A 25,494-nucleotide genomic window follows, 5' to 3' on the forward strand; every position below is an offset into this window, starting at 1 on the left:
TTTGGTCATGGATGATGACAGGTGGCCGGGGTGGTTTCCGCAGAGTCCCCGCGATGGCTATGGGCGGGGCAATCGCACGAGTGCAAAAGTCTGGCATCCTTAAGGAACCATGGATTTAGCGCTCGATACCTCAAAATTTGACCCGGTGGTTCTTGAGCTCGGCCGGCTCTTTGCCGACGCCGGCTTTGAACTCTCTCTTGTGGGAGGACCCGTCCGCGACCTCTTCTTGGGGCGGACCTCACCGGATTTGGACTTCACCACCAACGCGACACCCGATGAAATTCTTCAGGTGGCCAAAAAATGGGCGGATTCGCACTGGGAGATGGGTCGCGAATTCGGCACCATCGGCTTCCGCAAACGCAACGCCAGTAAAGAGGTGTTGCTCATTGAGGTCACCACTTACCGAGCCGAGGCCTATGATCCCGATTCCCGAAAGCCCGTCGTGGCATTTGGCCGGTCGCTGGTTGACGATTTGCAGCGCCGTGACTTCAGCGTCAATTCCATGGCTTTGCGCCTGCCCGAGATGGAACTCATTGATCCCTTTGGTGGCGCCAAGGACTTGGCCGCCGGGCTGTTGCGCACGCCTGGGGCTGCCGTGGACTCCTTCTCGGATGACCCCTTGCGCATGATGCGGGCAGCCCGCTTTGCGTCCCAGTTGGGCTTCTCGCTCCATCCTGAGGTCCTGGCGGCCATGAAGGGAATGGCCGAGAGGATCAGTATTATCTCGGCGGAGCGGGTCCGGGATGAGCTGGTCAAGCTGATCTGCGGCGCCCATCCCCGAGCTGGCATCGACATCCTGGTTGAGACCGGGCTGGCCGATCTGGTGCTGCCTGAAGTTCCTGCACTGAAGCTGGAAAGCGATGAACACCACCGCCACAAGGACGTGTACCAGCATTCCCTGCAGGTACTGGAGCAGGCTGCTGCCCTGGAGACCGGCCCGGATGGTCCCGTTCCCGGCCCTGACTTCGTGTTGCGCTTCGCGGCCCTCATGCACGACGTCGGCAAGCCCAAAACCCGCCGTTTTGAACCCGGCGGCGGGGTCAGCTTCCGGCACCATGACCTGGCCGGGGCTAAGCTCACGGCAAAGCGGATGAAAGCGCTGCGCTTTGACAATGACTCGATCAAAGCGGTTTCCCGCCTGGTGGAGCTGCACATGCGCTTCTATGGGTATGGAGAAGCGGGGTGGACTGACTCAGCCGTTCGCCGGTACGTCACAGATGCAGGCCCCGTACTGGAGCGACTGCACCGATTGACGCGATCGGACGTCACTACGCGTAACCAACGTAAGGCCGACAGGCTGTCCTTTGCCTACGATGATCTTGAACAACGTATTGCTGTTTTGGCTGAACAAGAAGAGCTTGACTCGATTCGACCGGACTTGGACGGCGGGGCCATCATGGCCTTGTTGAACATCAAGCCCGGGCGGGTTGTGGGCCGGGCATACAACTTCCTGCTCGAACTTCGCATGGAACGCGGACCGTTGGGCCCGGAAGAAGCAGAAAAAGAACTTCGGACGTGGTGGGTCGAGCAGCCCGAAGCTGCAGCACCCGAAGGCGCTGGGTCTAAAGACCAGGAACTCGAATCCAGCGCTCCGCGTGACGCGGCGGAAACTCCCTAGACCAAACAGCACCCCTAGATACATGCATTGATTGGAATATAAGACCATGAGCCAAACTGGATCCTCACCCGCTGCAGCCGCACCCATTCCGGGTGGTCCCAAGCTGTGGCTGTTGCGCCATGGAGAAACCGAATGGTCGCGCAGTGGGCAGTACACGGGGCTGACGGATTTGCCGTTAACGGAGGTTGGGGAGACTCAGGCCCGGTCCGCACAGGCCACGCTTGCCGGCGTCGACTTTGATCTGGTCCTGACCTCCCCGTTGCAGCGTGCGCAGCGTACAGCCTCCTTGGCTGGCTTCCCCGATGCCCAGCAGGAGCCCAACGCCGTGGAATGGGATTACGGTGACTACGAAGGCATTGACAGCGCCGTAGTACGCGCTGAAAACCCGGGCTACCTGATCTGGGACAGTGGCGTGCCGAACGGCGAGGCACTTGAGCATGTTGGCGCGCGTGCCGATGAGATCGTCAAGCGGGTTCGCGCAGTCAAGCGGGAAGATGGTGCTCCCGCCAACGTCCTGCTGGTGGCCCACGGACATTTCCTGAGGATCCTCACCGCGCGCTGGTTGGGTCTGCCTGCTGGCGAAGGGCGTCACTTCATCCTGGGCACGGCCAAGGTTTGCACTCTGGGTTGGGACAAGAAAACCCCCGCCGTTGAACAGTGGGGTCTGTGACGGGCTTTCCGCCTGCACCCTTGAAACAGTGCTCATAACGCGATAAAGCCGCGGTCGGGTTGCCGGTGGGAAGCGGTAGGCTCGTGGTCATGCAGGATTCACAGGCTTCGGGGACTTCATCCCGGCATCCCATTGTTGTGCCTTCGCGCAGCGATTCCCTACTGCGCACCCTGACGGAACCTGTGGGTGGTCCGCTGGGCAAGCGCACGGCGCCGGGAATCACCAATCCGGGGTTCTTCACGGTGGAACGGGTCCTCATTCTCATGGCGGCGGTGTCCGCGTTCATCGCTGTCATGGCAAAGTCTCATTGCCGCACGATGGGGTGGACCACTCCGGATCAGCAATCGACCGTGTGCTGGTCAGTTTTCCCCAATGCATTTGTGGAGGACCGCTTAGCCACCCACTTCCCGTTCTTCAGTGAGGGTTCACCCTTTAGCCAACCGGTTATAGCCGGGTGGATCGCGGGAATTACGGCCTGGATGACTCGGGCCTCCGGGGATGGGGCACTGCGGCAGCTAGCTTTCTTTGACCTCAACGCCATTTTGATTGCCGCGCTGTGGATCGCCACCGTGGTTATGGTGGCCCGTACCGCGGGCCGGCGGCCGTGGGACGCGGCCATAGTCGCGACCAGCCCCGTTCTGGTGCTGATGGCCTATGTCAGCTGGGATTTCTGGGCGGTGGCACTGGTGAGCCTGGCGCTTTACCTTTTTGCCCGGCGTCGTACACTCTGGGCGGGTGCGGTACTAGGGATTGCCAGTTTGGCGGCACCCTACCCGATTCTCATTCTGCTGGTTCTGTTGCTGCTGGGTATCAGGGCGGGCCGGGCCACCAGGATGCTTGAAATGATCGCCGCTGCGGCGATTGCCCTCCTACTGTTTTTGGCGCCCATCATGGCGACGAATCCGCCCGCGATCCCAGAGTATTTGAAGGCGTTGATTGCGGCCGAGTCGTCTGAATCGTCCATCTATGGCGGGTGGAACATCCTTGCAGCACAAGTAGGCATGCCCGTCATGGGAATTGGAATGGTCAATGCGCTATCTGCGATTCTGCTGGCGGCGCTGCTTCTGGCGGTGGCCTACCTTGCCCTCTACACGCCCAGGCGACCCCGGGTGGGGCAACTTATTTTCGTAGCCGTGGCCGGTTTCGTGGTGATCAACAAGACCACTGAACCGTGGCACGCGCTGTGGTTGGTGCCCTTGGTGGCGCTGGCAATGCCTCGATGGCGTCCGGTGCTCCTGTGGCAGGCGGCGGTCTTGACGCATTTCATCGCACTGATGCTGTTCCGCAGCAAAACCTTGGGCAACATCAGCAACCAGCACGCCATCGATGCCCCGTACTTTGTCATGGCTGCGGTGCTCTCCGGCGCTGCCACGTGCGTATTGATTGGGCTGACCATCAGGGATATATACGTTACCGGGCATGATGTGGTGCGCCGTGGACCAATTGCCGATGCTCAGGGCGGTGCCTTCCTTGACGCTCCGGGGGATCCGGCGGTTGCGCTGCTGGACGAGGCCGAGGAGTCCTTCCGGGGTCCTTCCGCAGAGGCTGCACCGCAGGACGCATCCGTACCGAAGGACTCCCAGGATGGTTGACGTGGCCGTAGTGGGTTCCGGCCCCAACGGACTGGCGGCAGCCGTCACGATGGCCCGCGCGGGGCTTTCGGTGCAAATTTTTGAGGCCGCCGACTCAGTTGGCGGAGGCACCCGGACCAAGGAATTGACGCTACCGGGATTCCATCACGACGTGTGCGCCGCCGTGCACCCCATGGCGCTTGCATCGCCTTTTTTCAATGCCTTTGAACTCAGCCGCCGGATTGAGTTGATTGTTCCGGAAGTTTCCTACGGTCACCCGCTCGACGGCGGCCGGGCCGGGATTGCCTACCGCAGCCTGGAACGCACCGTTGATGCGCTCGGTGTTGACGGACGAGCCTGGCGAACCCTCATGACACCACTGCTCAATCGTTTGGAGGGCGTCATTGATTTCACGCAGGGAAGCCTCTTGCGGCTCCCCGCGGACCCACTCGCAGCGATCCAGTATGGCGCGCGCACGCTCTTGCAGGGCACTCCGGCCTGGAACCTAGGCTTCAGGGAAGGCACGGCACCGGCCATGTTGACGGGCGTTGGTGCGCACGCCATTGGGCGGCTTCCTGCACTGTCCACCGCGGGGGCGGGCTTGCTTCTGGGAGTTCTGGCACATGCCGGCGGATGGCCCGTGCCACGGGGAGGTTCGCAGGCTATTGCCCAGTCCATGGCTGAGGACCTGCAGGCTCATGGCGGCCGGATTGAGCTGGCGCACCGCGTGGACAGTCTTTCCGAACTCAAATCAGCAACGGGCGCCAAGGCAGTCATCTTCAACACCACGCCGCGAGCCCTGGTGGCAATGGCAGGCAAAGAGCTGCCCGCCAACTATGTACGCAAACTGGATTCTTTCAAGTACGGGGCAGGGGTGTGCAAGGTTGATTTTGCTCTTTCCGGTCCCGTTCCGTGGACGGCCTCGGAACTTCGCAAGGCCCCGACACTTCACCTTGGCGGGACCCGGGCATCCATTGCATCCGCCGAGAATCAAGTCTTGGCCGGAAGGCATCCTGAGAACCCCTACGTGCTGGCCGTGCAGGCGGGGGTGGTTGATGACAGCCGCGCACCGGAGGGGCACCAAACATTCTGGGCCTACACCCATGTACCTGCAGGGTCCACCCGCGACTGCACGGACGCCATCATTCGAGCCGTGGAAAGGCAGGCCCCAGGCTTCAGGGACCTGATCCTCGCCACCCATACGCAAACCGCACAGGACGTAGGCCGCTACAACCCGAACTACATCGACGGCGACATCAGCTCCGGGGCCGTCACCATGATGCAGCTGTTGAAACGTCCCGTGATTTCCCCTGATCCGTGGCGAACCCCGGTGCCCGGGGTGTACCTCGGCTCTGCGTCAACAACACCAGGGCCCTCGGTGCACGGGATGGGTGGCTGGCTGGCGGCCCGATCGGCACTGAAGAACACCTTCGGCCTTCCGGCGCCGGCGTTGGGGCTGTAGCCAAAATGATTCGAGAGTTTGGGCCCACAGCTCCGAGGGGCCCCAATTCAAGGCGCGTCAGCGGCTTGAATTGGGGAGGAGCTGGGGGCTAGTTGCGCCGGTCCAGGGTGCCGATGACGGCGCCACTGGCGTCCGTCAGGGTCAGTACATCACCCTCGAGGGTGGCGCCTGCCGTCTTGGAGAGCCAGGTGTCGATGTCTTCGCACGCCTTTGTGGTGCTGCCAAATTGCGAGAAACTGAGCTTGCCCTGAGCCAGGAACCACTGACCGGTCAGACGGTTGCAACCGTCGCTGCCGGTAATGAATCCTGCCTGATCGAAACTCGGGTCATGTTCGGCGGCCAGTGACATCTCCAGGTACGGCAACTTGTCAGTGTTGTAGCCGTCACCCCAAGTGCCAACGGGGCCGGTTGTGGCACCGCAGGAAGAGATGGTCAAGGCAAGAAGCAAGCTGCCGGCAAAGGCTGCAAGGCGTTTCATGATGAGGGTGGCTCCGATCGCGCTGGTCTAAACGTCCATTTCCTTTATGCTATTGCATCCTTCGACATTCTCTGCCTTCCCCGTGCGTCCCTTAGCGGAAGCCAAGGCTTGGTAACGCAGCCACGGGAGCTGCCAAAACGCCGTCGCGCATGGAGGCCATGGCATCGGTGAGCGGGACGAACTCGGTGTCGTGGGTGACCATGACTGTTGCTACGTTGAATTCGTCGCAGACCTCCCGCAGCAACCGCACAATGGACTCGCTGCGCTCATGGTCCAGGGCAGCGGTGGGCTCATCAACTAGCAGGACCTTCGGTTGCGCCATGAGAGCGCGAGCAATGTTGACGCGTTGGCGCTGGCCCCCGGAGAGCTGATGCGGACGTTTTCCGGAGGAGCCGCCCAGCCCCACCAGCTCCAGCAACTCCGCGGCTCGTGTTCCCGCTGCGCGCAGCGAGCCTCCGCGCAGGTGGCTGGTCATGATGAGCTGCTCAGCGGCCGTCAGGGACGCCAACAAGTTCGGCTGCTGGAAGATGATGCCGATCTTGTTGCGGCGCAGGGCGGCCAGCTCCTTCTCGCTCAGCGCGGTGGTGTCGACGCCGTCGATCATCACCAGCCCCGAGGTGGGTTTGATGAGAGTGGCGGCCACGGCCAGCAGGCTGGACTTTCCCGATCCGGAGGGACCTACCAGGGAGATAAATTGGCCGGGCTGAACAGCGAGGTTGACCGAGTCCAGGGCCGTCATGATCCCTTCGCCGTCGGGGTAGTTCAGTGTCACGTTGATGAGGTTCAAGGCTGTCATGGGATTTCCTTACTAGTTAGTTGCCGCCGAGGGCAATCATGGCGTCGACTCGGGTGACCTTGCGAACAGCAATCGCCGCGCCAGCCAGTCCGAGAACTACGATTCCGATCACGGGCGCCAGAGTTGTTGCAGGCGTCAGGAGGAAGGGGGCTGCCTGTCCGGCAAGAAGCCCGCCAGCCACGCCCACCAGCCCGCCAAGTCCTGCGCCGGCGATCAGGACCAGAGCTGCTTGGGTTAGGGCGTCACGCAGGAGATATCCGCCGGAAGCGCCCATGGCTTTGAGTACTGCGATGTCGCGGGTGCGTTGCACGGTCCAGACCGTCAGGAATGCGACGATCACCAGAGCTGAAATTCCGTACAAGAACGCCTGCATCATCAGTAGCGAACCATTCTCACTCTTGTAACCGCCCAGCCCTTGGAAAGATCCACTGCGGGTTGCGCTGACCGTTCCGGCGGCTGCGTTGGCGGCGTCCGTGTCGACGTTGGCGCCCGGCTGGAAGGTCACGGCCAGAACCGTGGCCAGTTGCGAGGGATCGCTGAGGTGGGCGATCTTGGTCCAGCCGCCCAGTGTGGTCCAGACAACTGAGCTGTGTGAATACCACTGGTCCGGCACTATCCCGGCAACAGTGAACTCGATTCCGGCGATGGTTACGGCATCTCCACTGGCCAAGGTGAGTTCTTTCGCGATGCCTTCACCGATCACCACTGTTGTATCGCTAACGTCCGACGGCGCGATCCCGTCTGCCGTTTCCGGCCCGCCTGGGCCTGAGTTGCCAGGGATGGCCTTGCCCACACCAAACACGGCCACATTGGCAATGCCTTTGCTGTCTCCGGCGCCCTGGAAGCGGCTTTGGCTGATGCCTAGGGGAACCGCAGATTGCACGCCTGGGCGGCCCGACCACGAGTCGAGCTGTTCCTGTGTCACCTGACTCTCCGTATAGGACGCCTTGGCATCGTTGCCCGCCGGCGCCCCAAAAACCACCTGGCTGACCTTGTCACCCGCTTTACCACCACCTAGCTGCTCAATGGCTGACGTTGACTGGTTGCCCAGACCCGCGGTCAAGCCGGAGAGCAGCACCAACAGCAGGGAAATCAGGGCCACAACAGTGCCCATGAGGGCAAACCGCCCTTTGGCAAAACGGATGTCTCGGATCGCGAGGAACATGGAGAACTTCTTTCATGATGCAGAGATTTTTCTTGGTACTTCCACTCTCTCGTTCAAGCGTTCCCGAGCCATCGCGGGGATGGTTGATCCTGGTACTTCCACACGGTTGATAGTGCAATCAACCATTTGGTTGATTCGCCATCCACAGCTGGGTTCCGGAGGGGGCGGGGCCTAAGCTGGTGGCATGTCTGCTGTCGAAGCCTCTCCCGTCACCAGTGGCTCGATCCTGCGCTTCCTGCGCGTTGCGCTTCACGTGGGCTTTGCGGTCTTGTTGGGCGTGGGCGTCATCCGCCTGCTCATCACCACGGGGGAGCAACACGGACGCCTTTTCTTCCTGGCACTCGCCGTCCTTTTGGCCGTAACGTATCTGGCGGGAACCGTCGCGGAGAAACGGTTTTCTTCGGGTTCTCTGCAAGTAAATCCACGACGTTTCGCTGTGGGCTGGTTGGCCGTGATCACCATCCTGTGGGCCGTTCTGATGGTCGGGTCGGTGGATTTCTCGTGGCTCGTTTTCCCTTTGTTCTTCTTGCATCTGCACCTCTTGCCACGCTGGGCGGGGCTGGGCACCACCATCTTGATGACAGTGGCCGTGATTGTGGCGCAGTGGATCTCTGCCGGAACGAGCCTGCCGCAGCTACCCGTCATAGTGGGGCCGCTGTTCGGGGCCGCTTTCGCCGTGGCAACCTCAAAGGCGTATCGGCTCCTGTATGAGGAGGGTGAATACCAGCGGCTTGCTGCGCAAGAACTCCGGCGTACCCGTACCGAGCTCTCTGCCTCCCAGCACGAGGCTGGCGTACTTGCCGAGCGGGCCCGGCTGGCTCGCGAGATTCATGACACCTTGGCCCAGGGCTTTTCCTCGATCATCCTGGTCTCCCGTGCGGCCCGGCGCAGCTTGGCGTCCGGCGATCTGGAGTCAACCGAAGGGAGCCTGGCCATGGTGGAGGCCACCGCGTCGGAGAATCTGGCCGAGGCCCGCAACTTTGTGCGTGGGCTTTCCTCCCCGGAGCTTGCTGAATCCTCTTTGGTGGAGAGTTTGTCGCGGCTCTGCAGTAAGACGCAGCGAGAAGCAGCGGCCAGGAGCGGGAACTTGAAGTGTAGTTTCCGGCTCGACGGTGAGCCCATTGAACTTCCGCAGCCCTACCAGGTGACCCTGCTGCGGGCTGCCCAGGCGAGTTTGGCGAATGTCTGGCTGCACGCCAAAGCCCGGTCCGCCGTCGTCAGTCTGGCTTTTCAGGGCAGCGAGGTGACCCTGGACGTGTACGACGACGGACGTGGCTTTGAGCCGGAAAAACTCGCCGACACCGTAGCAGGGAGAGCGGATGGGAGCGGCTTTGGGCTCCGCTCGCTGCGCGAACGGGTGGTTGCCCAGGGCGGCACCTTCACCGTGGAATCGGCTCCGGGAAATGGCACCGTTGTGGCCGTCCGACTGCCGTTGAGGCAGGGAACGAGTGCGATGCAGGGGGGGAAAGATGCATGAGATTCGGATTTTGCTGGTGGATGACCACCCCGTGGTGCGGGCGGGGCTGAGGGCCATGTTGTCCGAGTTTGAGGGGTTCACGGTAGTTGCCGAGGCGACCGAAGGTGGAGCTGCCATTAGGGAGATTCAACGTGGTCAGGCTCTGGGTACAGCGATCGACATGGTGCTGATGGACCTGCAAATGGGGGAAGGAATGGACGGTGTCAGCGCCACCAGGGCCATCAAGGCGATGGCCGACGCACCGCCGGTCCTGATTCTGACCACCTATGACACCGATGCCGACATTTTGGCGGCCGTGGAGGCAGGGGCCAGCGGATACATGCTCAAGGATGCGCCACCGGAACAAATTCGCGCCGCGGTGCAGCAGGCCGCTGCCGGGCAAACGGCCTTGGCGCCCGAGGTCGCCGCGCGCCTCATGGGCAGGATTCGCAACCCTGCGCCTGTCTTGTCCGCGCGGGAGGTGGAATTGGCTCAGCTGCTGGCCACGGGGATGAGCAACAAGGCGATCGCGAAGGACCTTTTCATCTCCGAGGCAACCGTAAAAACCCACCTGGTTCACATCTACGACAAGTTGGGTGTGGACAACCGGACCGCGGCGATTTCCGTGGCTCGCGCCAGACGGATCATTCGAGAGGCCGGTTGAGGGTGACGTGGTGCCGGTCAAGGCCACAGAACGTACTGGCCAAGTGATTGCTTGCGTCATGTGGACTCCAACAGAACGCCGACATATTCGATGGGATTTGCATAACAAATGTGTGAATACGTTCGCCTGATTGTTTGATTCGGGAATGTTGATTTCTTTTGGAAATTAACCCGCAAGTCAACCGGAACCGGCGTAGGCTCACCTATACCGCGTGCGAGGGAGCAGGAGGACTACCTAGTGACGTTTTCGATAGGCAAATCACGGCCGTACCAGCTGAGCATGGCCGCCGTCTGTACCTTGCTAGCCTCCGGCGGATTCGTAGCGGCCGGGTATGTCGACACGTCCGCCGCAGATGCTGCAGCTGCACGCGCTGCTCAAGAATCCATTTACACGGCCAGCAGCCCCGGCACCATGGAGCCGGCTGGATTTGATGCCTTGGCGGGTCAAGATTTTGGGGTGAAGATTTCCTTCGCCAACACGCTAGTCCTATCCAAAAAGTCCGCGGCCAAAGAGCTCTTTGACCTTACCGATCCCAATGGGAACACCTCGCAGCTGGCTCGCTCGGTCGACGCCATGCGTGGTGACATTCCAGAAATCTCAGCTGAGTTGATTTCACAAGTACGCAAAGACATTTTGATAGCTGCCTATCAGGGCCTTGGCCACCGCTACGTTTGGGGTGGCACCAGCTTTGAAAACGGTTGGGACTGTTCGGGGTTTGTGCAATGGGCCTACCGTCAGGCGGGGGTGGGTCTGCCTCGAACTGAACAGTGGCTGCCCATGGTGGAAACGAAAAACCCGCAGCCTGGCGACATCGTGGTGCAAAACCCGGACGGGCCCAATCACTGGTCGCATATTGGCATTTACATTGGCAAAGGCAAGATGATCAGCGCCCTGAACCCCTCCGTCGGCACTATTCTTCATGCACCGGCGGACGTGAGTAGTTCATCCACGTACTTCACCATGCCGGCCTTCGCCACGGCGGATGAGTTGGCCCGGGCAAAGGCCTCCGCCTCGGCGACCGCCACGCCAACAACAGGGCCGACCGCCACGGCTGAACCCAGCCACGCTCCCTCGGCCAGTCCGGGATCAACCTCGCCAGGAACCACCCCGCCAACTACCAAACCGGCAACCACGAGCCCGGCAACGACGGCGCCGGGTACAACCAACCCGGCAACGACGGCGCCAGGTACAACCAACCCGGCAACGACGGCGCCAGGTACAACGAACCCCGCTACGACCAGCCCGGCAACTACAAACCCGGCGACGACGGCGCCAAGTACGACTAACCCCGCCACAATCAGCCCTTCCACTTCGGAGCCGGATACGGCGGAACCGAGCACTGCACCCCCTGTTGCTACCGAACCAGCCACAACCGAGCCTGTCAGGACGGCTTCCGAAACCACAGCATCGGCTACTGACGACCCGGGCGTGAATTCTGTAGTGCCCAGTCAAAGCGCCACAGTTGCGCCCCCTTCATCGGCAAGCGCAAGTGAAAGTCAATTGGGCGTGAATTCTGTAGTGCCCAGTCAAATCGCCACAGTTGCGCCCCCTTCATCGGCAAGCGCAAGTGAAAGTCAATTGGGCGTGAAGGCCACGGAGTCGGCTCGCTCAGAAAGTGCTGTGCCCTCGCCATAATTCGTTGAGAACCACAAGAAGCCCTGCCAGCCGTCAATCTTGACGCTTGGCAGGGCTTCTTGTGTTTCTGCAGATTTTTGGACAGTTACCGTCTACTGATGCTCGTCACAAACGTATGGCATGGATCACTTTTGGTCATTTGCTTGACCTGGATCACATGATTAAGTGATTCTTAATGCGTGTTTCATCATGCATTCAGTCATTAACTATCGTAAATAGGCGAAAGCGAGCCAGAATGTCACTGCTCCACGAGAAGCATCCAGCGAAGTTGAGGCAAAAACCACCGGGCCGTAGCGCCATGGGCTGGCGCGCCACGGCTGTGACTTTGGCTGGCCTGCTGGCCGTAGGGTCACTGCCGGCCCTGGCACTTTCTCCCGCGGCACTCGCCGCCTCCGGTACGCCGATTGCGGCGTCGAACATTAAGCCCGAAGTTCCTGTCGAAAACGGGGCTACCTTGGGTGCCATCGGCTCCTTCACGAAGGCCGGCAACGTGGTCAGCCTGGCCCCCGCCACCGGCGCCATCCGCGTGACCTTCTTGGACGACGGAAACTTCCGCCTCGAGGCCACCCCCACGGGAACCTTCTCGGATCCGGCCAACACGCCCGAATCACCTGTCGACGCCACGCGCACGGCCAACATCGTGGTGGGTGCTGCCGACTTTAAGGCAGGCAGCGTCAACGTCACCGACGCCGGCGGTGACATCACGATGGCCACGGCCAAGGTGAAGCTGGAAGTCAACAAAGCCTCCGGTGCATTTACGCTCAAGCGCGCCGACGGCAGCGTCGTATGGACGGAAGCGTCCGCCCTCAGCTTTGGCGCCAACTCCACCACCCAGCACCTTGCCCCGCTGGCCGGGGAGCAGTTCCTGGGCGGCGGCATGCAGAACGGCCGCGTGGTCCACACGGGCTCCACCGTCAACATCTCCAACAACTTCGACTGGGACGACGAAGGCCACCCCAACGCGGTCCCGTATTACATGACGAGCGCCGGCTACGGCGTCCTGCGCAACACCTTTGCTCCCGGCTCCTACACGTTCACGGCCAACGAGACCACGACCCACAAGGAAAAGCGCTTCGACGCCTACTACTTTGTGGGCGACTACAAGCAGAGCCTTGACGGCTACACCAAGCTGACAGGGCGCCCCAACCTGCCCCCCGTGTACGGCCTGGAATACGGCGACGCCGACTGCTACAACCGCGCACTGCGCGGCGAGGCTCCGCCGGCCGACCCCAACGCCACCAAGAAGCAGCACACCTACGACTCCGTCGAAACGGCCAAGGAGTTCAAGGACAACAACATGCCCGCGGGCTGGATGATCGTCAACGACGGCTACGGCTGCGAGTACACCGAGGATGCTGCGGGCTTTGACAAGAACGCCCCGTACGACCCCAACAGCGCCGACAAGGGCCTGGGCAACACGGTCAAGGCCATCGAGGCCGAGGCCAACCTCAAGACCGGCCTGTGGACGCAGCGTTCGCTGAGCAACCAGGAAAAGGAAGTTGGCACCGACGGCATCGCCCTGCGCAAGCTCGACGTCGCCTGGGTCGGCGCGGGCTACCGCATGGCGCTGACCGGCTGTGAAAGTGCCAAGAGCGGCATAGAGAGCTATTCCGAGGGCCGCGCCAACACCCTCATGGTTGAGGGCTGGGCCGGTGCCCAGCGTTGTGGTGTGCCGTGGACCGGCGATCACTCCGGCAACCTGGACGCCGTCCGTTGGGCTGTACCGGCCATGGCCGGCGCCACCAACTCGGGCCAGGCCTTTACCGCCTCCGATGTGGACGGCATCTTCGGCGGCAGCGCCGAAAGCTACGTCCGCGACCTGCAGTGGAAGGCCTTCGCGCCCGAGCTGTATTCCATGAGCGGCTGGTCCAATGTGGACAAGCGCCCGTGGCTCTACGGCGAGGCGGCCACCGAGATTAACCGCAAGTACCTGCAGATGCGCCAGGAACTCATGCCCTTCATCTACTCGCTTGCCGTTGATTCCAACACCAACGGCGTGGGCATGATGCGCAGCATGCCGCTGGAATTCCCCAGCGACCCGTTGTCCTACACCAAGGAAGCCGAAACCCAGTTCCTGCTCGGTTCGGACTATCTGGTGGCCCCCGTTTCCACCTCCACCCCCGTCCGTAACGGCATCGTCTTGCCCGCCGGCTCGCAGTGGATCGACTACTGGACCGGGGCCATCCACCAGGGCGGCCAGGTCCTCAACGGCTACAGCGCCCCGTTGGAAACCCTGCCGATCTTCGTCCGCGCTGGCGCAGTGGTGCCCAAGGGCCCCATTGCCCGCAACGCCTCTCTGGTTGCGGAAGACTCGGCCCTGACGGTTGACGTCTACCCTGCCGGAGCATCTTCCTTCACCCTGAAGGAAGATGACAAGGTCAGCCGCGAATACAAGAACGGCTCCACCAGCGTCCAGGAATTCAAGGTGGCCGCACCGGCCAAGAATGGCGGCGACGTAAGTGTCACCATCGGCAAGCGCGACGGCGACTACGCCGGCAAGGCTGCCGCCCGTCCTTACAATCTGGCCGTGCACAGCGGCTCGGCACCGTCCTCGGTCACCGTGGGTGCAACCACGGTGGCCAAGGTTCCCGACGCGACAGCCCTCGAGGCTGCCGCAACGAGCTGGTACTACGACGCCGCAGATGCTGGCGGAACCGTGCACGTCAAGGCCGGCGCAGTTGCCTCCAACGCAACGGCAACCATCACGCTCAAGGCCACATCCGCCGTCGGCGGTACGGACTCGGACGCCTTGGCGGCCGCAGTGGCCGTGAACCTGGAAAACAAGGTGTTCCAGGGCAGCAAGACCGCTGCCTCGGCAACGTTCACCAACACCGGCAGCAACGCCAAGACAAACGTGGTCATCACCCCCGTGGTCCCCGCCGGCTGGACTGTGAGCAACGCACAGGGCGCAACGGTGGCCCAGGTGGCCCCCGGCGCAACCGTCCAGGCAACGTTTGACCTGCTCCCCGGGAGCGCCTCGGCTGCCGGACTGCAAAGCATCGGCGCCAAGGCGACATACAACGACTCCAAGGGTGCCACCCAGGAAGTCTCAGGCTCCAACCAGATGTACGTGGCCTATGGATCGCTGGCGGGCGCGTTCAACAACATCTCAGTCACCACCGCCAGCGGCGCATTCGTGGACAAGCTCGGCAACTTCGACGGCGGCGGCGCCTCCTTCAACTCCGAGCAGCTTGCGAACGCCACTGTTCCGGCCGGCGGTGTGACTCCGGGGTCCACTGTCACCGTGGATGCGGGCCTGCCCACCGAGGTCAACTACACCTGGCCCGAAGCAGGCGCCAACAAGAACAATGCCGTCGCGCTGAATGGGCAGACCATCGCCCTGGCCGGAAAGGGCACCGACCTGGCCGTTCTCGGCTCGGCCGCCGCCGGAGCGGGCGTCAGCCCGGAACTGACAATAACCTACAAGGACGGAACCGTTCAGAAGGGTGCTCCGTACTTCCCCAACTGGCTGCCCCAGGGCGACACCCGGGGCGCCAAGGTGGCCGTCAAGGCCATGGGCCGCAACAGCCAGGCCCAGGCTGCCAACCCGGAATACACAAGCACCGGCTACCAGATCTACTCAGGCACTGTACGCCTGCTCCCCAACAAGGAGCTTGCCTCGGTGCAGCTGCCGGTTGCCGAGAACGTCAAGATCTTTGATTGGCAGGTTGTGGACTTCCCACTGCCCACGGCACCGGAGGCAGACACCTTCATTTCCGATGTGACCCCCGTGAGCGCCACCAACGGCTACGGCGTCATTGGCAAGGACGTGGTCAACAAGGACTCGGCAGCTTCACCCGATGTTCCACTGACCATTGTTGACCGTACCGACCCGGCCAACTCGAAGACCACCACGTACGAGAAGGGCATGGGCGTCCACGCGGCCTCCAACCTCACGTACTACGTGGGCGAGCAGTGCTCCCGCTTCACTTCCGAGATCGGGCTGGAAGGCGACTTCGGCGGCACCATCATCTTCACGGTGGTGGGTGACGGCAAGGTGCTTTACCAGAGCCGCACGCTGGTCAAGGGCTTCGCTCCGGAAAAGCTGGAGATTGACCTGACCGGCGTCTCCTATGTGGAACTGAAGGTCGACCCGATCTCCGGTGGCAACATCAACGGCGCCCACGGCGTGTGGGGCAACGCCAAGTTCCTCTGCGCGCAGGCTCCTGCCGCCGATGACCAGGCTCCGGTTACCACGGCTACCATTGCACCGGCGACACCCGCCGCCAGTGGCTGGTACACCACGGCACCGAGTGTCGAACTGGCCGCAACGGACAACGTGGGAGTCGCCAAGACTGAATACCAGATTGGAAACGGCCCCTGGAGCACGTACACCGAGACGCTCGCACTGCCCGAGGGTGTCAACGGTTTCAAGTACCGCTCCACTGACGCCGCCGGCAACGTCGAGGAAGCCAAGGCAACAGCCGAATTCAAGGTGGACACCCAGGTTCCCACCGTGAAGGCGAAAGTCAACGGCCGCACGATCAAGCTAACGGCTGCCGATTCCGGCTCCGGCGTCTCCTCGGTGGAGTACTCCACCGACGGCGGCACCACCTGGCAGGCCTACAAGGCCGTCATCAAGGCAGGGAAAAATGGCATGTCCGCCGCCTACCGCGCCACTGACAAGGCCGGTCTGTCAGTGACATCCACTGTCAATGCAGTGGTGCCCCCGGTGGGGAAGCCGTAGCCGCACCCCGTCCGTCACCGGCGGCCAATAACCTGGCCGCCGTCGTGCATAAGACGCACAACCTGACGTAGAGAAGGACCCGTCCGCAAAGTGCGGACGGGTCCTTCTCCACGTGTTGACTCAGCCGCCGTGCTGAAGGAAGCTCAGAACAGCCAGAACGCGGCGGTGGTCGTCGGCGCCCGGCTGCAGGCCGAGCTTGATGAAGATGGCGCTGATGTGTTTTTCGACGGCACCGGCGCTGATGACGAGAGTCTTGGCGATGCCGGCGTTGGTCAGGCCCTGGGCCATGAGCCCGAGCACCTGCGACTCCCGCGGGCTCAGCGTGTTGAGGGGGTCCGTGGCCGTGCGGTTGGTCAGCAGGGTGCTTACCACTTCTGGATCAATGACCGTGGCGCCTGCCGTCACGCGGCGGATGGCGTCGGCGAAGTCCTCAAAGCGGGCCACCCTGTCCTTGAGCAGGTAGCCCAAGCCGGCGCCGTTGGATGCGCCGGCCAGCAGCTCACTGGCGTAGCTCAGCTCCACGTATTGGGAAAGCACCAGAATCGCCACGGAGGGGAATCGCGCCCGAACGTCAAGGGCCGCCTTGAGTCCTTCGTCGCGGTGGGAAGGTGGCATGCGAACATCCGTGATCAGCAGATCGGGGACGTGTTCCTGAACTGCCGCGAGTAGTTCGGTTCCGTCCCCAACGGCCGCGCAGACCACGGCTCCGGTCTCCTCGAGTAGTCGAACCAGGCCCTCACGGAGCAGGACGGAATCTTCGGCAAGGACAACACGCATGGTTCCACAGTAGTGCCCGACGGCCGGTGGCCAGGCCCGGGCGTGAGAACTGGGGGCGAGTACTGGCTCAGGCACGAAGCGGAATACTTGCCCGCAATGAGGTGGGGCCGCCTGCTGGGCTGATAACCTCCAGCGAGCCGTCGACGCCGGCAAGCCGATCAACCAATCCGGCCAGACCGTGGCCTTTCCCCGCATGGGCGCCGCCGACTCCATCGTCAGTGACCTCGACGTATAGCTCGGTGGGGCCCATTTGAACCGTGAGCCTCGCGTGGGTGGCACCTGAATGCTTGGAAACGTTGGCCAGGGCCTCGGATGCCACAAAGTAGGCGGCATTTTCGGCGCTTTCAACGAGCCTTGCGCCGTGCTCCAAGTTGCCGGATACGGTCACCGGAACCGTTGATCTTGTGGCCAGTGACTCTATGGCTGTCCGAAGCCCGCGATCGGCCAACAGGGGAGGGGCAATGCCGCGGGACAGCTGCCGCAATTCCGTGAGGGCCTCACGGCTTTGTTCAAGGGCTCCATTCATGAGCTCCCGGGCGGCCTCTGGATCGCTGAGCATGCGCCGCTGGGCGGCTTCAACGTCCATCTGCAATCGAATGAGGCGTTGCTGCGGGCCGTCGTGGAGGTCCCTTTCAATCTTGCGCAAGGTGCTGGCCTCCTCAGATACTATCTGGGCCCGGCTGGTGGTCAACTCTTCGCCGCGGGCGCGCAGGGCAGCGTTTTCATTCGTGAGCAGGGCCCGCGTCATGGCGGCATCGGCCGTGGCCAACAAGTGCGTTATGAAGGGAAGGAGTAGTAGAAACAGTGCACCGTAGACCAACCCAAACCAAGCCTCCGCGGTGTTGGGGCTGACTCCCAGGAACGTATCGAGCCCGATGTATTCCGCAAGTGGAGTATTTCCCGGCGGCAGGAACCACAGCCAGATCCACTGGGTCAGTCCACCCAAGCTGACGCCTAAGACCGTGATGGCTATGCAGAACGATGCGGTCCGGTAGGTAAAGGACACGAAAACGCCGTGAATAAGATCCTTCCACGGCTGTGGATCGGCCAGAGTCCTAAACATGCCACCAATGGTATATTTTTGTGGAGTTCGGTAGTGCACGGGCGGAATGCTGCCAGACCAGCGCCGCAGCGCGGATCGATTAACAGTTGCAAACCACCTGGCCGTAGCGAGGCAGGCCACGAGAACCGGCAGGCCAACCCAGATGACGATCGTGGACAGGCCCACCGAGAAGAGGGTAATCAGGACGATGAAGGAAACGAGTGAAATGAAGAAGCCGGGCAGGATGTAGGCCAGGTCCGATCCGATCTGCCGCCATGTTTGCGGGCGCACGATCTGCCAGGACTTTGGAGCCGGTGTGGCGTATGGGTTGCTCATAGTTCAATCCTTGCCGTGGCGGGGTCCTTGAACCATCATGCCAGCCGGTGAATACAGGGTGGGGATATCCCCACCGACTACCCTGAGTGCCCATGGCGGATGGCACTGGTCATGGGAGATGGGAGAATTAGTGTGTGGGACACATTGACGTTGCAAACATTGACTACTTTCTCTCTGACGGCCGGCAGCTGCTGAACGGGGTGAACTTTCGCGTCTCCGATGGCACCAAGACGGCGCTGATCGGCCCCAACGGCACGGGCAAGACCACGTTGTTGCGCATCATTTGCCAGGATATTAAGGCCGACGAGGGCGCTGTTTCGCGCTCGGGCAGCATGGGTGTCATGCGCCAGTTTGTGGGGCAGGTGCGTGATGAAAGCACCGTCCGTGATCTGTTGCTGTCCGTTGCCTCACCCAATATTGCAGCCGCCGGAAAGGCAGTTGACGAGGCCGAAGTAGCCATGCTGGAACGCGACGACGAACCCAGCCAGATGGCGTATGCCCAGGCCATCGCCGACTGGGGCGATGTTGGCGGTTATGAGATGGAAACCACATGGGACGAAGTCACCATGGCCGCAATGGGAATGGATTTCTACACCGCCCAGTACCGCAAAGCCGCAACCCTTAGCGGTGGCGAGCAAAAACGCTTGGTCCTTGAGGCGCTGTTCTCCGGCCCCGACGAGGTGCTGCTGCTGGATGAGCCCGATAACTATTTGGATGTGCCTGGCAAGCGCTGGCTTGAAGCAAAAATGGCTGAGTCGAAGAAGTCCGTGTTGTTTGTTAGCCACGACCGCGAGCTCCTAGCCAATGCCGCAAACAGAATTGTCACACTCGAACCCGGCATCAACGGCGCCTCCAGCTGGACTCACGGTGGCGGTTTTGAGTCGTATGTGAAGGCCCGAGAGGACCGTAACGCCCGGTTCGAAGAATTGCGGAAGCGGTGGGACGAGGAGCACATCAAGCTCAAGGAACTCGTCAACATGTACAAGACGAAGGCCGCCTTCCGCTCCGATATGGCCAACCGCTACCAAGCCGCCCAGTCGCGCCTGGCCCAGTTCTTGGAGCAAGGTCCGCCGGAAGCACTGCCCATTGAACAAAACGTGAAAATGCGCCTCAAGGGCGGGCGGACGGCCAAACGTGCAGTCATCGCCGACAAGCTGGAATTGACCGGTCTCATGAAACCATTCAGCACCGAGCTATGGTTTGGGGACAGGGTGGGTGTCCTGGGTTCCAATGGATCAGGCAAGTCTCACTTCCTGCGGCTTTTGGCCGCAGGCGGCTCGGACCCGGACAAGGAACATGAGCCGGTGTCCGACGTCGAAATTGCGCCTGTGCCTCACGAAGGCTCCGTCAAACTCGGTGCCCGCATTCGCCCGGGCTTCTTTGCCCAGACCCATGCCCGTCCAGACCTTTTGACGCGAACGTTGCTGGACATTCTCCACCGCGGGGATGAGCACCGTTCGGGAATGGGGCGCGAGGCGGCCGCTGGCGCCCTGGATCGCTATGGACTGGCTTCGAGTTCAGAGCAGAAGTACGATTCCTTGTCCGGCGGGCAGCAGGCACGGTTCCAGATTCTGCTGTTGGAGCTTTCCGGCGCCACATTGTTGCTGCTGGATGAGCCCACCGACAACCTCGATCTGCACTCGGCCGAAGCCCTGGAAAGGGCCATCGACTCCTTCGAAGGAACCGTCCTGGCCGTAACCCACGACCGTTGGTTTGCCCGCTCCTTTGACCGCTTTCTGGTGTTTGGCTCAGACGGCAAGGTCTACGAGTCAGACGAGCCTGTCTGGGACGAGAAACGTGTGGAACGGGCCCGTTAACCAGCGGATTTTCCAGTCGTACGGTTGGGACGTCACCGTACGGCAGTTTTGCCGCGGAACTTGGCAATAACAGCCAGCACTGCAACCGTGACCGCAATCAGGACCAGGGTGTTGGCGGCCGCGTCAAAAAGGGCTCCGCGGTCTGTCAGGGTGAAGATCGTGACAGGCAAGGTGCGCCAACTGGCCGGGTAGAGCATGACTGTGGCGCCCAATTCACCCATGCACAAAGCGACGGCCAACCCTGTTGCTGCTGCAATGGAAGGCAGCAGCAGCGGCAGCTTGATGGTGAGGAGAACCCGCAACCGGGATGCCCCTAAACTTGCCGCGGCCAAGGGAATCAGCGGATCTGCGCCCCGAGCGGCGGCCGAAACTGTGCTGTAGGCGAAGGCCAGAACCAGGAGTGTCTGCGCCAGAATGACGATCGCCGCCGTGCCGTTGAGTAGTACCGGGGCCTTGCTAAAAGCCGTCAGCATCCCTAGCCCGACGACGACGGACGGCACTGCTGCAGGCAGGTGAAACACCGCGTCGCTCACCCTTGAAACCGCCGAGTTTGTCGGTGAAGAGGCGGCGCACAAAGCCGCCCACGTGCCAAGGAAGACAGCCAGCAGGCTGGCGAATACAGCGGTTTGCAGGCTCACGATCAGCGAGGAAAGGTTGTCGGCAGCCAGAGCGCCAACCACGTGTCCCAGCGTGGGGTTGGACGGAAGAACTCCATTCCAGCTGCCGGCAAAAGCAGCCATCAAGGTGACCAGTAGCGGTGCGCCGATGAGAAGCAGCAGTGCCAACGTGAGGAAAGCCCAGACGGTGAACTTGGAAGATTTAGTGTGCAGCAGCATGTGAAGCTCCGGAAAGTTTCTTGGTGGTCCAACGGTAAAGGCAGTAAACACCCAGCGACAGGGAGACCTGCACGCAGGCTATGACGGCTGCGGAGGGGAAATCGAAGGTGACGATACTTCGCGTGTAGATCAGCATGGGCAGCGTCATGACGTTCTTAGCCCCGGTGAACAAAATAATTCCGAATTCATTCATGGTCAGCAGGAATGTCAGTCCTGCTGCTGCAGCCAAGGCAGGCACCGCTGCAGGGAGAATGACGGTGCGGACAATGGCCCACGGGCTGCTTCCCAGGCTTCCAGCGACGTCGATGAGTTCACGCGGAACTTGGGAAAATATTGCCAGCAGGGGGCGCACCACAAATGGGGTGTAGAAGGCGATCTCGGCCAGCACCACGCCGGGTACCTCGTTGACGAAGTTCAGGGGAGGGATGCCAGGGGCTACGGACTCCATGACCGAATTAACCACTCCGGTGCGGCCGTACAAGATGCTAAAGGCCAAGGGAATCAGAAACGACGGAAAAGAAACCACGGTTTCAATGAGTCGGGTGATGAATCCTGCGCCGCGAAACGGAACAAAGGACAGCGCCAAGGCAATGAAAGTGCCCAAGACGATGGCCCCAAGTGTGGACATGGCGGCGATTTTCAAGGTGGTTCCCATCGCCGCCTGAACCGCAGGCGAGGCGAGTTCATAGCGCCAGTTCTCCAGCCCGACAGGTTCCCCGGACTTGTCCAGAAATGACTGTGCACCGATCTGGATGAGGGGGTAGACAAAGAAGGCAGCGACAAAGAGCAGGGGAACAGCCAGCCACAGCCACGCAATGCGCGTCTTGCCAGAGGGCATCGTGGGGGCTTGGGCTGGCATGGACTTGGTCGAGGTAGCGGAACTCATGGGGTATCTCCGGCCGGGACCAGCACGGCATGCTGCGCGTCGACGCTGAGCACCACAAGGGCTCCTGGTGTGGGCACAGCCGATAGTGCCGGCAGATCCACGGTTACTCGTTCAGCGATGCCAATCAAATCGACCTGGACCCGGTGGCCAGCACCGCGCCACTGCACGGACTCCACTCGGCCGGGTAGGCTGTTTTCGATCGAAACCACGGCGTTGTCGGCACCGGTCTCCAGCTGCCAAGCGTGTGGGCGCACAGCCAATTTTGCCCGGTCCCCGGGAGCCAGGACAAAAGGGGCCACGGCTCGCATTCGATGTTGGCCCACCCTGACGGTGGCAACTGCGCCGCCGCCACGCGCAACCGTAGTTGAGACGGCTGGAAGCAAGGACGCGCCGCCGAGGAATTTGGCGGTGAATGCGCTCCTGGGCCGGTTGTACAACTCGTCAGCGGTGCCAATCTCCTCCAGTCGTGCATTGCGCATCACGGCGATCCTGTCAGCCAGTGTCAGCGCCTCTGATTGATCGTGAGTCACATAGACCATGGCAATATCGGGAAGCTCCGCACGCAGGGCTTGAAGTTCGATCAGCATCTCGGCGCGCAATGAGGCATCGAGCGCGGACAGCGGCTCGTCCAACAGCAAGAGCTGGGGTTTGATGGCTAGTGCGCGGGCAATTGCCACACGCTGCTGCTGCCCGCCCGAGAGCTGGCGGGGCAACTTGTGTGCATGTTCCTCCATGCCCACCATCTCGAGCATCTTCTTGACCCGGGCAGCAACCCGTTCCTTGGGGAGCTTGCGCGCCTTGAGCCCGTACGCCACGTTTGAGTCAATGCGCATGTGCGGGAAGAGAGCATATGACTGCACTACGACGCCGATTCCGCGTTGTGCCGGCGAGGTTCCCGTGACATCGCTGCCATCGAGCAGGATCTGGCCGCTGGAGGGTTGTTCAAAGCCGGCGATGGCCTTCAACGCAGTGGATTTTCCGGATCCAGAGGGACCAAGCAACGCCACGGTTTCCCCGCGCTCCACGTGCAGGCTCAGCCCTTCAAGGGCAACTGTGGTCCCGTACGTGACGGAGACGTTGCGCAGCTCCACCGCCTTGACCGGTGGCTCGGTGTTCTGGGGCACGACGCCGGGACCTTCGGTTGGGTGTTGAGCGCCCGGATGGGCGTGACGGGACTTCTTGGTTATGGACAGCATGGTGCTCCTGTTGGGAGGGTGGCGGATATCGAGCGCGGGACGATTACTGGCCGGTGGCCGTGTTGTAGTCCTTGAGATCGGCATCAAGGTCGGTGAGGACCTCATTCCACTCCGGTTGCAAGACAGTGACACCGTCCATGGTCTTCTTCAGCGCCGTGAAGTTTTCATCGCCCGGGGTGACGTCCGATCGGACGGGTAGACCGAGTGCTGAGCCGGAGATGGTTTCCTGGACTGGCTTGGAGATTAGGTAGTCCATGAGCTGTGCGGCGTTGTCCTGGTGCGGTGCATCTGCCGCCAGCCCCATGACGTACGGCAGTGCAAGGGTGGCCCGGGCGCCGTCGTTGTTCTTGGGGAAGAATACTTCGAAGGCAGACTTGTCGGCCTTGATGGACTGCAGCGCCATCTGGACGTCACTGTTGGCCACGCTCAGTTCGCCTTTGGAAACCTTTGGGCCGAGCTTGCCGGTTGACGCGCTGGGGCCAACGTTGTTTTTCTGAAGGGCACTGAGGTAGTCAAGCGCCCCGTCCTTGCCCTTGATTTTCTGGAGCACGAGCAACATGGCCGTACCGTCGCCAGCCTGGCCGGGAGTGGAATACTGGATTTTTCCTTCGTACTTTGAATCCAGCAGGTCCTGCCATGTGTCGGGCTTGTCGGCGGCTGTTGTGTTGCGAATCATGGCTGCGTAGTTGTTCACCACAGACACATACATGCCCTCCGGCGACTTGGATTCAGCAGGAACACCGGAAAGATCCAGAGAGTTCTTCTGCAGCAGGCCATTCTTTTCTGCCTGCTGAATGAACGGAGGCAGGGTGACGATCACATCGGCCTGCGGGTTGGACTTCTCCTTTTGTGCCCGGGAGATCACCTCGCCGGAGCCGGCCTCAATGAGCTCTACCTTGATACCAGTGTCCTTCGTGAAATTCTCGAAGGTAGCTCCGTACCAATCAGCCAGGCCGTCGGCGCTGTAGACAGTGACCTTTTGTTCCGAGGCGCTGGCGGTGTTGCCAGTGGCTGTGCCACCACAACCTGTCATAAGCATGGTGCCGGCAGTGGCCACAGCGAGCAGGGAGAGAAGGCGAAGAGACTTTTTCAAGATGGAATCCTTAGCGAGTTGCCGTGGTTGCGGACGTGGTTTCGAGCTGTTCAAATGTCTTGCGGGCCAAGCCAAAGGAGATGGTCATGCCAATACCTGAGGTGACTGAGACGGCCGTGACGTTGGGCGCCAGCGCCTCGATGAGGAAGTCTTGGTGCGGACTGGTGGCATAGATGCCCTGCCAGCGCTGGAGGATCTGAAAGTTGCCAGCACCCAATAGCTTGGTGGCGGCCGCGAGCAGGGTGTCCGAGGTTTGTTCCATCAGGAACGGATCCACTGTTGTTTCGGTGTGGTGGCTGTCGCCGATGATCAACGTGCCGTCGGGGCGCTGCGTCAGCATGAGATTGGCATCGATGGCCATGAGTTCCGGGCTGCCAGCTGCCAATTCTTTCCGCAGTTGAACCGCGGCTGCGGTTTCGGCAAATGCCGGGTAGCGAAGCATTGAGGTGCCGGTGAGTACCGCTCGTCTGATGGACAACGAGGCGGCCGGGCGGACCAAGGCCATCTGCAAAGCGCAGCGGTCCACGGCAAGTGGTTCAGCCATCTCAGGATGGACGTAGTCCAGGTCGTGCCCAACGCAGACCAGGACCCGAGATGCCGTGAGCGTGCCCCGGGAAGTCCGCACGGAAACGGAGTCTTCGGTTGCCTCGGGGTCAGTGCCAAGGTAGGAGGTGCGCCACAGGAAGGAAACCCTGGGCTGCCGGGCCAGCCAGGCAGCCAACTTCCCGACTGCTTCACGGGGGTCGACCCGGATGTCGTCGCGGAGCAGCGCGCCAGCTTGAATCGCGGGATCACCATGGCCGGAGAGTTCTTGGCGGACCTGGGCTGCATTGATGAGCTGGACTTCGGAGCCGCCACGCGCCTGGGATAGTTCCTCCAGCACGGCCACTTCCTGGCTGCTGCGGGCAATCGCCAAACCGCCGGATTCAACGGAAAAGAAGCCGGCCATTTGGCTGTGTCTGAGCCAGCCTTCGCGGGCAACGGTGGCCAATTCCAAGAGCTCACCGGATTGGGCGGTCACACAGCAGTGGCCGAAGTTGCGAACTGAGGCGCCCACTGCCCGGGTGTCGCGGTCAATGATGCGAACGCTCAATCCGCGGGCTACGGCCTCGGCGGCATGAGCCAGTCCGGTGATCCCGGCTCCCACAATCAGGACGTCGGTGTGGGGAAGTAAAGCATTTGAATCGGTCATGGCATTCACTGTGTCGCGTTCAATGCGGCTAAATCAAGCCACAACGGCACTTGTATTGACAAGTTCTCAAACGATTCACTTACGCTCCCAACTGTTTACCTTTTGTTCAACTGAGAC

Annotated in this window: 19 protein-coding genes and 1 pseudogene; 9 read left to right on the forward strand and 11 right to left on the reverse strand. The window is 61.6% G+C overall.

The genetic code is table 11. The annotated features are described in order from the left end of the window. The first annotated feature begins 109 nt into the window (after positions 1 to 109). The 4 genes from BLV41_RS15765 to BLV41_RS15780 all read left to right on the forward strand — a co-directional run bounded on the left by BLV41_RS15765 (position 110) and on the right by BLV41_RS15780 (position 5,321). Positions 110 to 1,618 (forward strand): CCA tRNA nucleotidyltransferase, encoded by a 1,509-nt coding sequence (locus BLV41_RS15765; RefSeq protein ID WP_074712419.1) that lies wholly within the window; start codon positions 110 to 112, stop codon positions 1,616 to 1,618. Between the two features lie 46 nt (positions 1,619 to 1,664). Further along, a complete protein-coding gene (locus tag BLV41_RS15770; RefSeq protein ID WP_074712420.1) occupies positions 1,665 to 2,288 on the forward strand; it encodes a histidine phosphatase family protein in 624 nt (207 codons plus the stop codon). A gap of 89 nt (positions 2,289 to 2,377) precedes the next feature. Further along, positions 2,378 to 3,880, forward strand: a complete 1,503-nt coding sequence (locus BLV41_RS15775) for a glycosyltransferase 87 family protein (RefSeq protein WP_074712421.1) — start codon at positions 2,378 to 2,380, stop codon at positions 3,878 to 3,880. After that, entirely contained in the window at positions 3,873 to 5,321 is a 1,449-nt protein-coding gene (locus BLV41_RS15780; protein WP_074712422.1) for a phytoene desaturase family protein, read from the forward strand. The genes BLV41_RS15775 and BLV41_RS15780 overlap by 8 nt, the downstream gene beginning before the upstream one ends. An 88-nt stretch (positions 5,322 to 5,409) precedes the next feature. Here BLV41_RS15780 and BLV41_RS15785 read toward each other — a convergent pair whose 3' ends face one another. The 3 genes from BLV41_RS15785 to BLV41_RS15795 all read right to left on the reverse strand — a co-directional run bounded on the left by BLV41_RS15785 (position 5,410) and on the right by BLV41_RS15795 (position 7,760). Then, a complete protein-coding gene (locus BLV41_RS15785) occupies positions 5,410 to 5,799 on the reverse strand; it encodes an META domain-containing protein (protein WP_074712423.1) in 390 nt (129 codons plus the stop codon). A gap of 91 nt (positions 5,800 to 5,890) precedes the next feature. Next, the gene (locus BLV41_RS15790) at positions 5,891 to 6,595 is read right to left on the reverse strand and encodes an ABC transporter ATP-binding protein (protein WP_074712424.1); all 705 of its coding nucleotides are present in this window, start codon (positions 6,593 to 6,595) and stop codon (positions 5,891 to 5,893) included. 16 nt (positions 6,596 to 6,611) lie between these two features. Beyond that, positions 6,612 to 7,760 (reverse strand): ABC transporter permease, encoded by a 1,149-nt coding sequence (locus BLV41_RS15795; protein WP_074712425.1) that lies wholly within the window; start codon positions 7,758 to 7,760, stop codon positions 6,612 to 6,614. Positions 7,761 to 7,944: 184 nt separating this feature from the next. Between BLV41_RS15795 and BLV41_RS15800 the strand changes: the two genes are divergently transcribed. The 3 genes and pseudogenes from BLV41_RS15800 to BLV41_RS22595 all read left to right on the forward strand — a co-directional run. Further along, positions 7,945 to 9,237 (forward strand): sensor histidine kinase, encoded by a 1,293-nt coding sequence (locus tag BLV41_RS15800; protein WP_074712426.1) that lies wholly within the window; start codon positions 7,945 to 7,947, stop codon positions 9,235 to 9,237. Further along, entirely contained in the window at positions 9,230 to 9,880 is a 651-nt protein-coding gene (locus tag BLV41_RS15805; RefSeq protein ID WP_074712427.1) for a response regulator transcription factor, read from the forward strand. The genes BLV41_RS15800 and BLV41_RS15805 overlap by 8 nt, the downstream gene beginning before the upstream one ends. A 573-nt stretch (positions 9,881 to 10,453) precedes the next feature. Further along, positions 10,454 to 10,762 (forward strand): annotated as a pseudogene (locus BLV41_RS22595) (C40 family peptidase); the annotation flags it as partial. Between the two features lie 35 nt (positions 10,763 to 10,797). Here the strand turns inward: BLV41_RS22595 and BLV41_RS22600 are convergent. After that, entirely contained in the window at positions 10,798 to 11,283 is a 486-nt protein-coding gene (locus BLV41_RS22600) for a hypothetical protein (protein WP_170835387.1), read from the reverse strand. A 467-nt stretch (positions 11,284 to 11,750) separates the two neighbouring features. Between BLV41_RS22600 and BLV41_RS15815 the strand changes: the two genes are divergently transcribed. Continuing rightward, positions 11,751 to 16,202 carry an NPCBM/NEW2 domain-containing protein gene (locus BLV41_RS15815; protein ID WP_083360829.1) on the forward strand — a complete coding sequence of 1,484 codons (4,452 nt, stop codon included), beginning with the start codon at positions 11,751 to 11,753 and terminating at the stop codon, positions 16,200 to 16,202. Positions 16,203 to 16,322: 120 nt separating this feature from the next. Here BLV41_RS15815 and BLV41_RS15820 read toward each other — a convergent pair whose 3' ends face one another. Both BLV41_RS15820 and BLV41_RS15825 read right to left on the reverse strand, forming a co-directional pair. Further along, entirely contained in the window at positions 16,323 to 16,979 is a 657-nt protein-coding gene (locus tag BLV41_RS15820; protein WP_074712430.1) for a response regulator transcription factor, read from the reverse strand. A 67-nt stretch (positions 16,980 to 17,046) separates the two neighbouring features. Next, positions 17,047 to 18,357 (reverse strand): sensor histidine kinase, encoded by a 1,311-nt coding sequence (locus BLV41_RS15825; protein WP_074712431.1) that lies wholly within the window; start codon positions 18,355 to 18,357, stop codon positions 17,047 to 17,049. 134 nt (positions 18,358 to 18,491) lie between these two features. Between BLV41_RS15825 and BLV41_RS15830 the strand changes: the two genes are divergently transcribed. Next, entirely contained in the window at positions 18,492 to 20,174 is a 1,683-nt protein-coding gene (locus tag BLV41_RS15830; protein WP_074712432.1) for an ABC-F family ATP-binding cassette domain-containing protein, read from the forward strand. Between the two features lie 32 nt (positions 20,175 to 20,206). Here BLV41_RS15830 and BLV41_RS15835 read toward each other — a convergent pair whose 3' ends face one another. From BLV41_RS15835 to BLV41_RS15855, 5 genes are read right to left on the reverse strand one after another with little or no spacing between them, the layout of a single operon-like run. After that, a complete protein-coding gene (locus tag BLV41_RS15835; RefSeq protein ID WP_074712433.1) occupies positions 20,207 to 21,010 on the reverse strand; it encodes an ABC transporter permease in 804 nt (267 codons plus the stop codon). After that, entirely contained in the window at positions 20,994 to 21,896 is a 903-nt protein-coding gene (locus BLV41_RS15840; protein ID WP_074712434.1) for a 2-aminoethylphosphonate ABC transporter permease subunit, read from the reverse strand. Before BLV41_RS15840 ends, BLV41_RS15835 begins: the two co-directional genes overlap by 17 nt. Then, on the reverse strand, positions 21,893 to 23,092 hold the full coding sequence (locus tag BLV41_RS15845; protein WP_083360830.1) for an ABC transporter ATP-binding protein: 1,200 nt from the start codon (positions 23,090 to 23,092) through the stop codon (positions 21,893 to 21,895). The genes BLV41_RS15840 and BLV41_RS15845 overlap by 4 nt, the downstream gene beginning before the upstream one ends. A 43-nt stretch (positions 23,093 to 23,135) precedes the next feature. After that, positions 23,136 to 24,185: a 2-aminoethylphosphonate ABC transporter substrate-binding protein gene (locus tag BLV41_RS15850; RefSeq protein WP_211481638.1), complete on the reverse strand. Its 1,050-nt coding sequence runs from the start codon at positions 24,183 to 24,185 to the stop codon at positions 23,136 to 23,138. 10 nt (positions 24,186 to 24,195) lie between these two features. Continuing rightward, positions 24,196 to 25,377: a TIGR03364 family FAD-dependent oxidoreductase gene (locus BLV41_RS15855; protein WP_074713382.1), complete on the reverse strand. Its 1,182-nt coding sequence runs from the start codon at positions 25,375 to 25,377 to the stop codon at positions 24,196 to 24,198. Positions 25,378 to 25,494 lie beyond the last annotated feature (117 nt).

The organism is Arthrobacter alpinus, from assembly GCF_900105965.1.
Lineage (GTDB): Bacteria > Actinomycetota > Actinomycetes > Actinomycetales > Micrococcaceae > Specibacter > Specibacter alpinus.

Bases quoted from the DNA above. Each gene is read 5' to 3' on its own strand.
- BLV41_RS15765 (WP_074712419.1), top strand. From the start codon at position 110: ATGGATTTAGCGCTCGATACCTCAAAATTTGACCCGGTGGTTCTTGAG.
- BLV41_RS15770 (WP_074712420.1), top strand. From the start codon at position 1,665: ATGAGCCAAACTGGATCCTCACCCGCTGCAGCCGCACCCATTCCGGGT.
- BLV41_RS15775 (WP_074712421.1), top strand. From the start codon at position 2,378: ATGCAGGATTCACAGGCTTCGGGGACTTCATCCCGGCATCCCATTGTT.
- BLV41_RS15780 (WP_074712422.1), top strand. From the start codon at position 3,873: ATGGTTGACGTGGCCGTAGTGGGTTCCGGCCCCAACGGACTGGCGGCA.
- BLV41_RS15785 (WP_074712423.1), bottom strand. From the start codon at position 5,799: ATGAAACGCCTTGCAGCCTTTGCCGGCAGCTTGCTTCTTGCCTTGACC.
- BLV41_RS15790 (WP_074712424.1), bottom strand. From the start codon at position 6,595: ATGACAGCCTTGAACCTCATCAACGTGACACTGAACTACCCCGACGGC.
- BLV41_RS15795 (WP_074712425.1), bottom strand. From the start codon at position 7,760: ATGTTCCTCGCGATCCGAGACATCCGTTTTGCCAAAGGGCGGTTTGCC.
- BLV41_RS15800 (WP_074712426.1), top strand. From the start codon at position 7,945: ATGTCTGCTGTCGAAGCCTCTCCCGTCACCAGTGGCTCGATCCTGCGC.
- BLV41_RS15805 (WP_074712427.1), top strand. From the start codon at position 9,230: ATGCATGAGATTCGGATTTTGCTGGTGGATGACCACCCCGTGGTGCGG.
- BLV41_RS15815 (WP_083360829.1), top strand. From the start codon at position 11,751: ATGTCACTGCTCCACGAGAAGCATCCAGCGAAGTTGAGGCAAAAACCA.
- BLV41_RS15820 (WP_074712430.1), bottom strand. From the start codon at position 16,979: ATGCGTGTTGTCCTTGCCGAAGATTCCGTCCTGCTCCGTGAGGGCCTG.
- BLV41_RS15825 (WP_074712431.1), bottom strand. From the start codon at position 18,357: ATGAGCAACCCATACGCCACACCGGCTCCAAAGTCCTGGCAGATCGTG.
- BLV41_RS15835 (WP_074712433.1), bottom strand. From the start codon at position 21,010: ATGCTGCTGCACACTAAATCTTCCAAGTTCACCGTCTGGGCTTTCCTC.
- BLV41_RS15840 (WP_074712434.1), bottom strand. From the start codon at position 21,896: ATGAGTTCCGCTACCTCGACCAAGTCCATGCCAGCCCAAGCCCCCACG.
- BLV41_RS15845 (WP_083360830.1), bottom strand. From the start codon at position 23,092: ATGCTGTCCATAACCAAGAAGTCCCGTCACGCCCATCCGGGCGCTCAA.
- BLV41_RS15855 (WP_074713382.1), bottom strand. From the start codon at position 25,377: ATGACCGATTCAAATGCTTTACTTCCCCACACCGACGTCCTGATTGTG.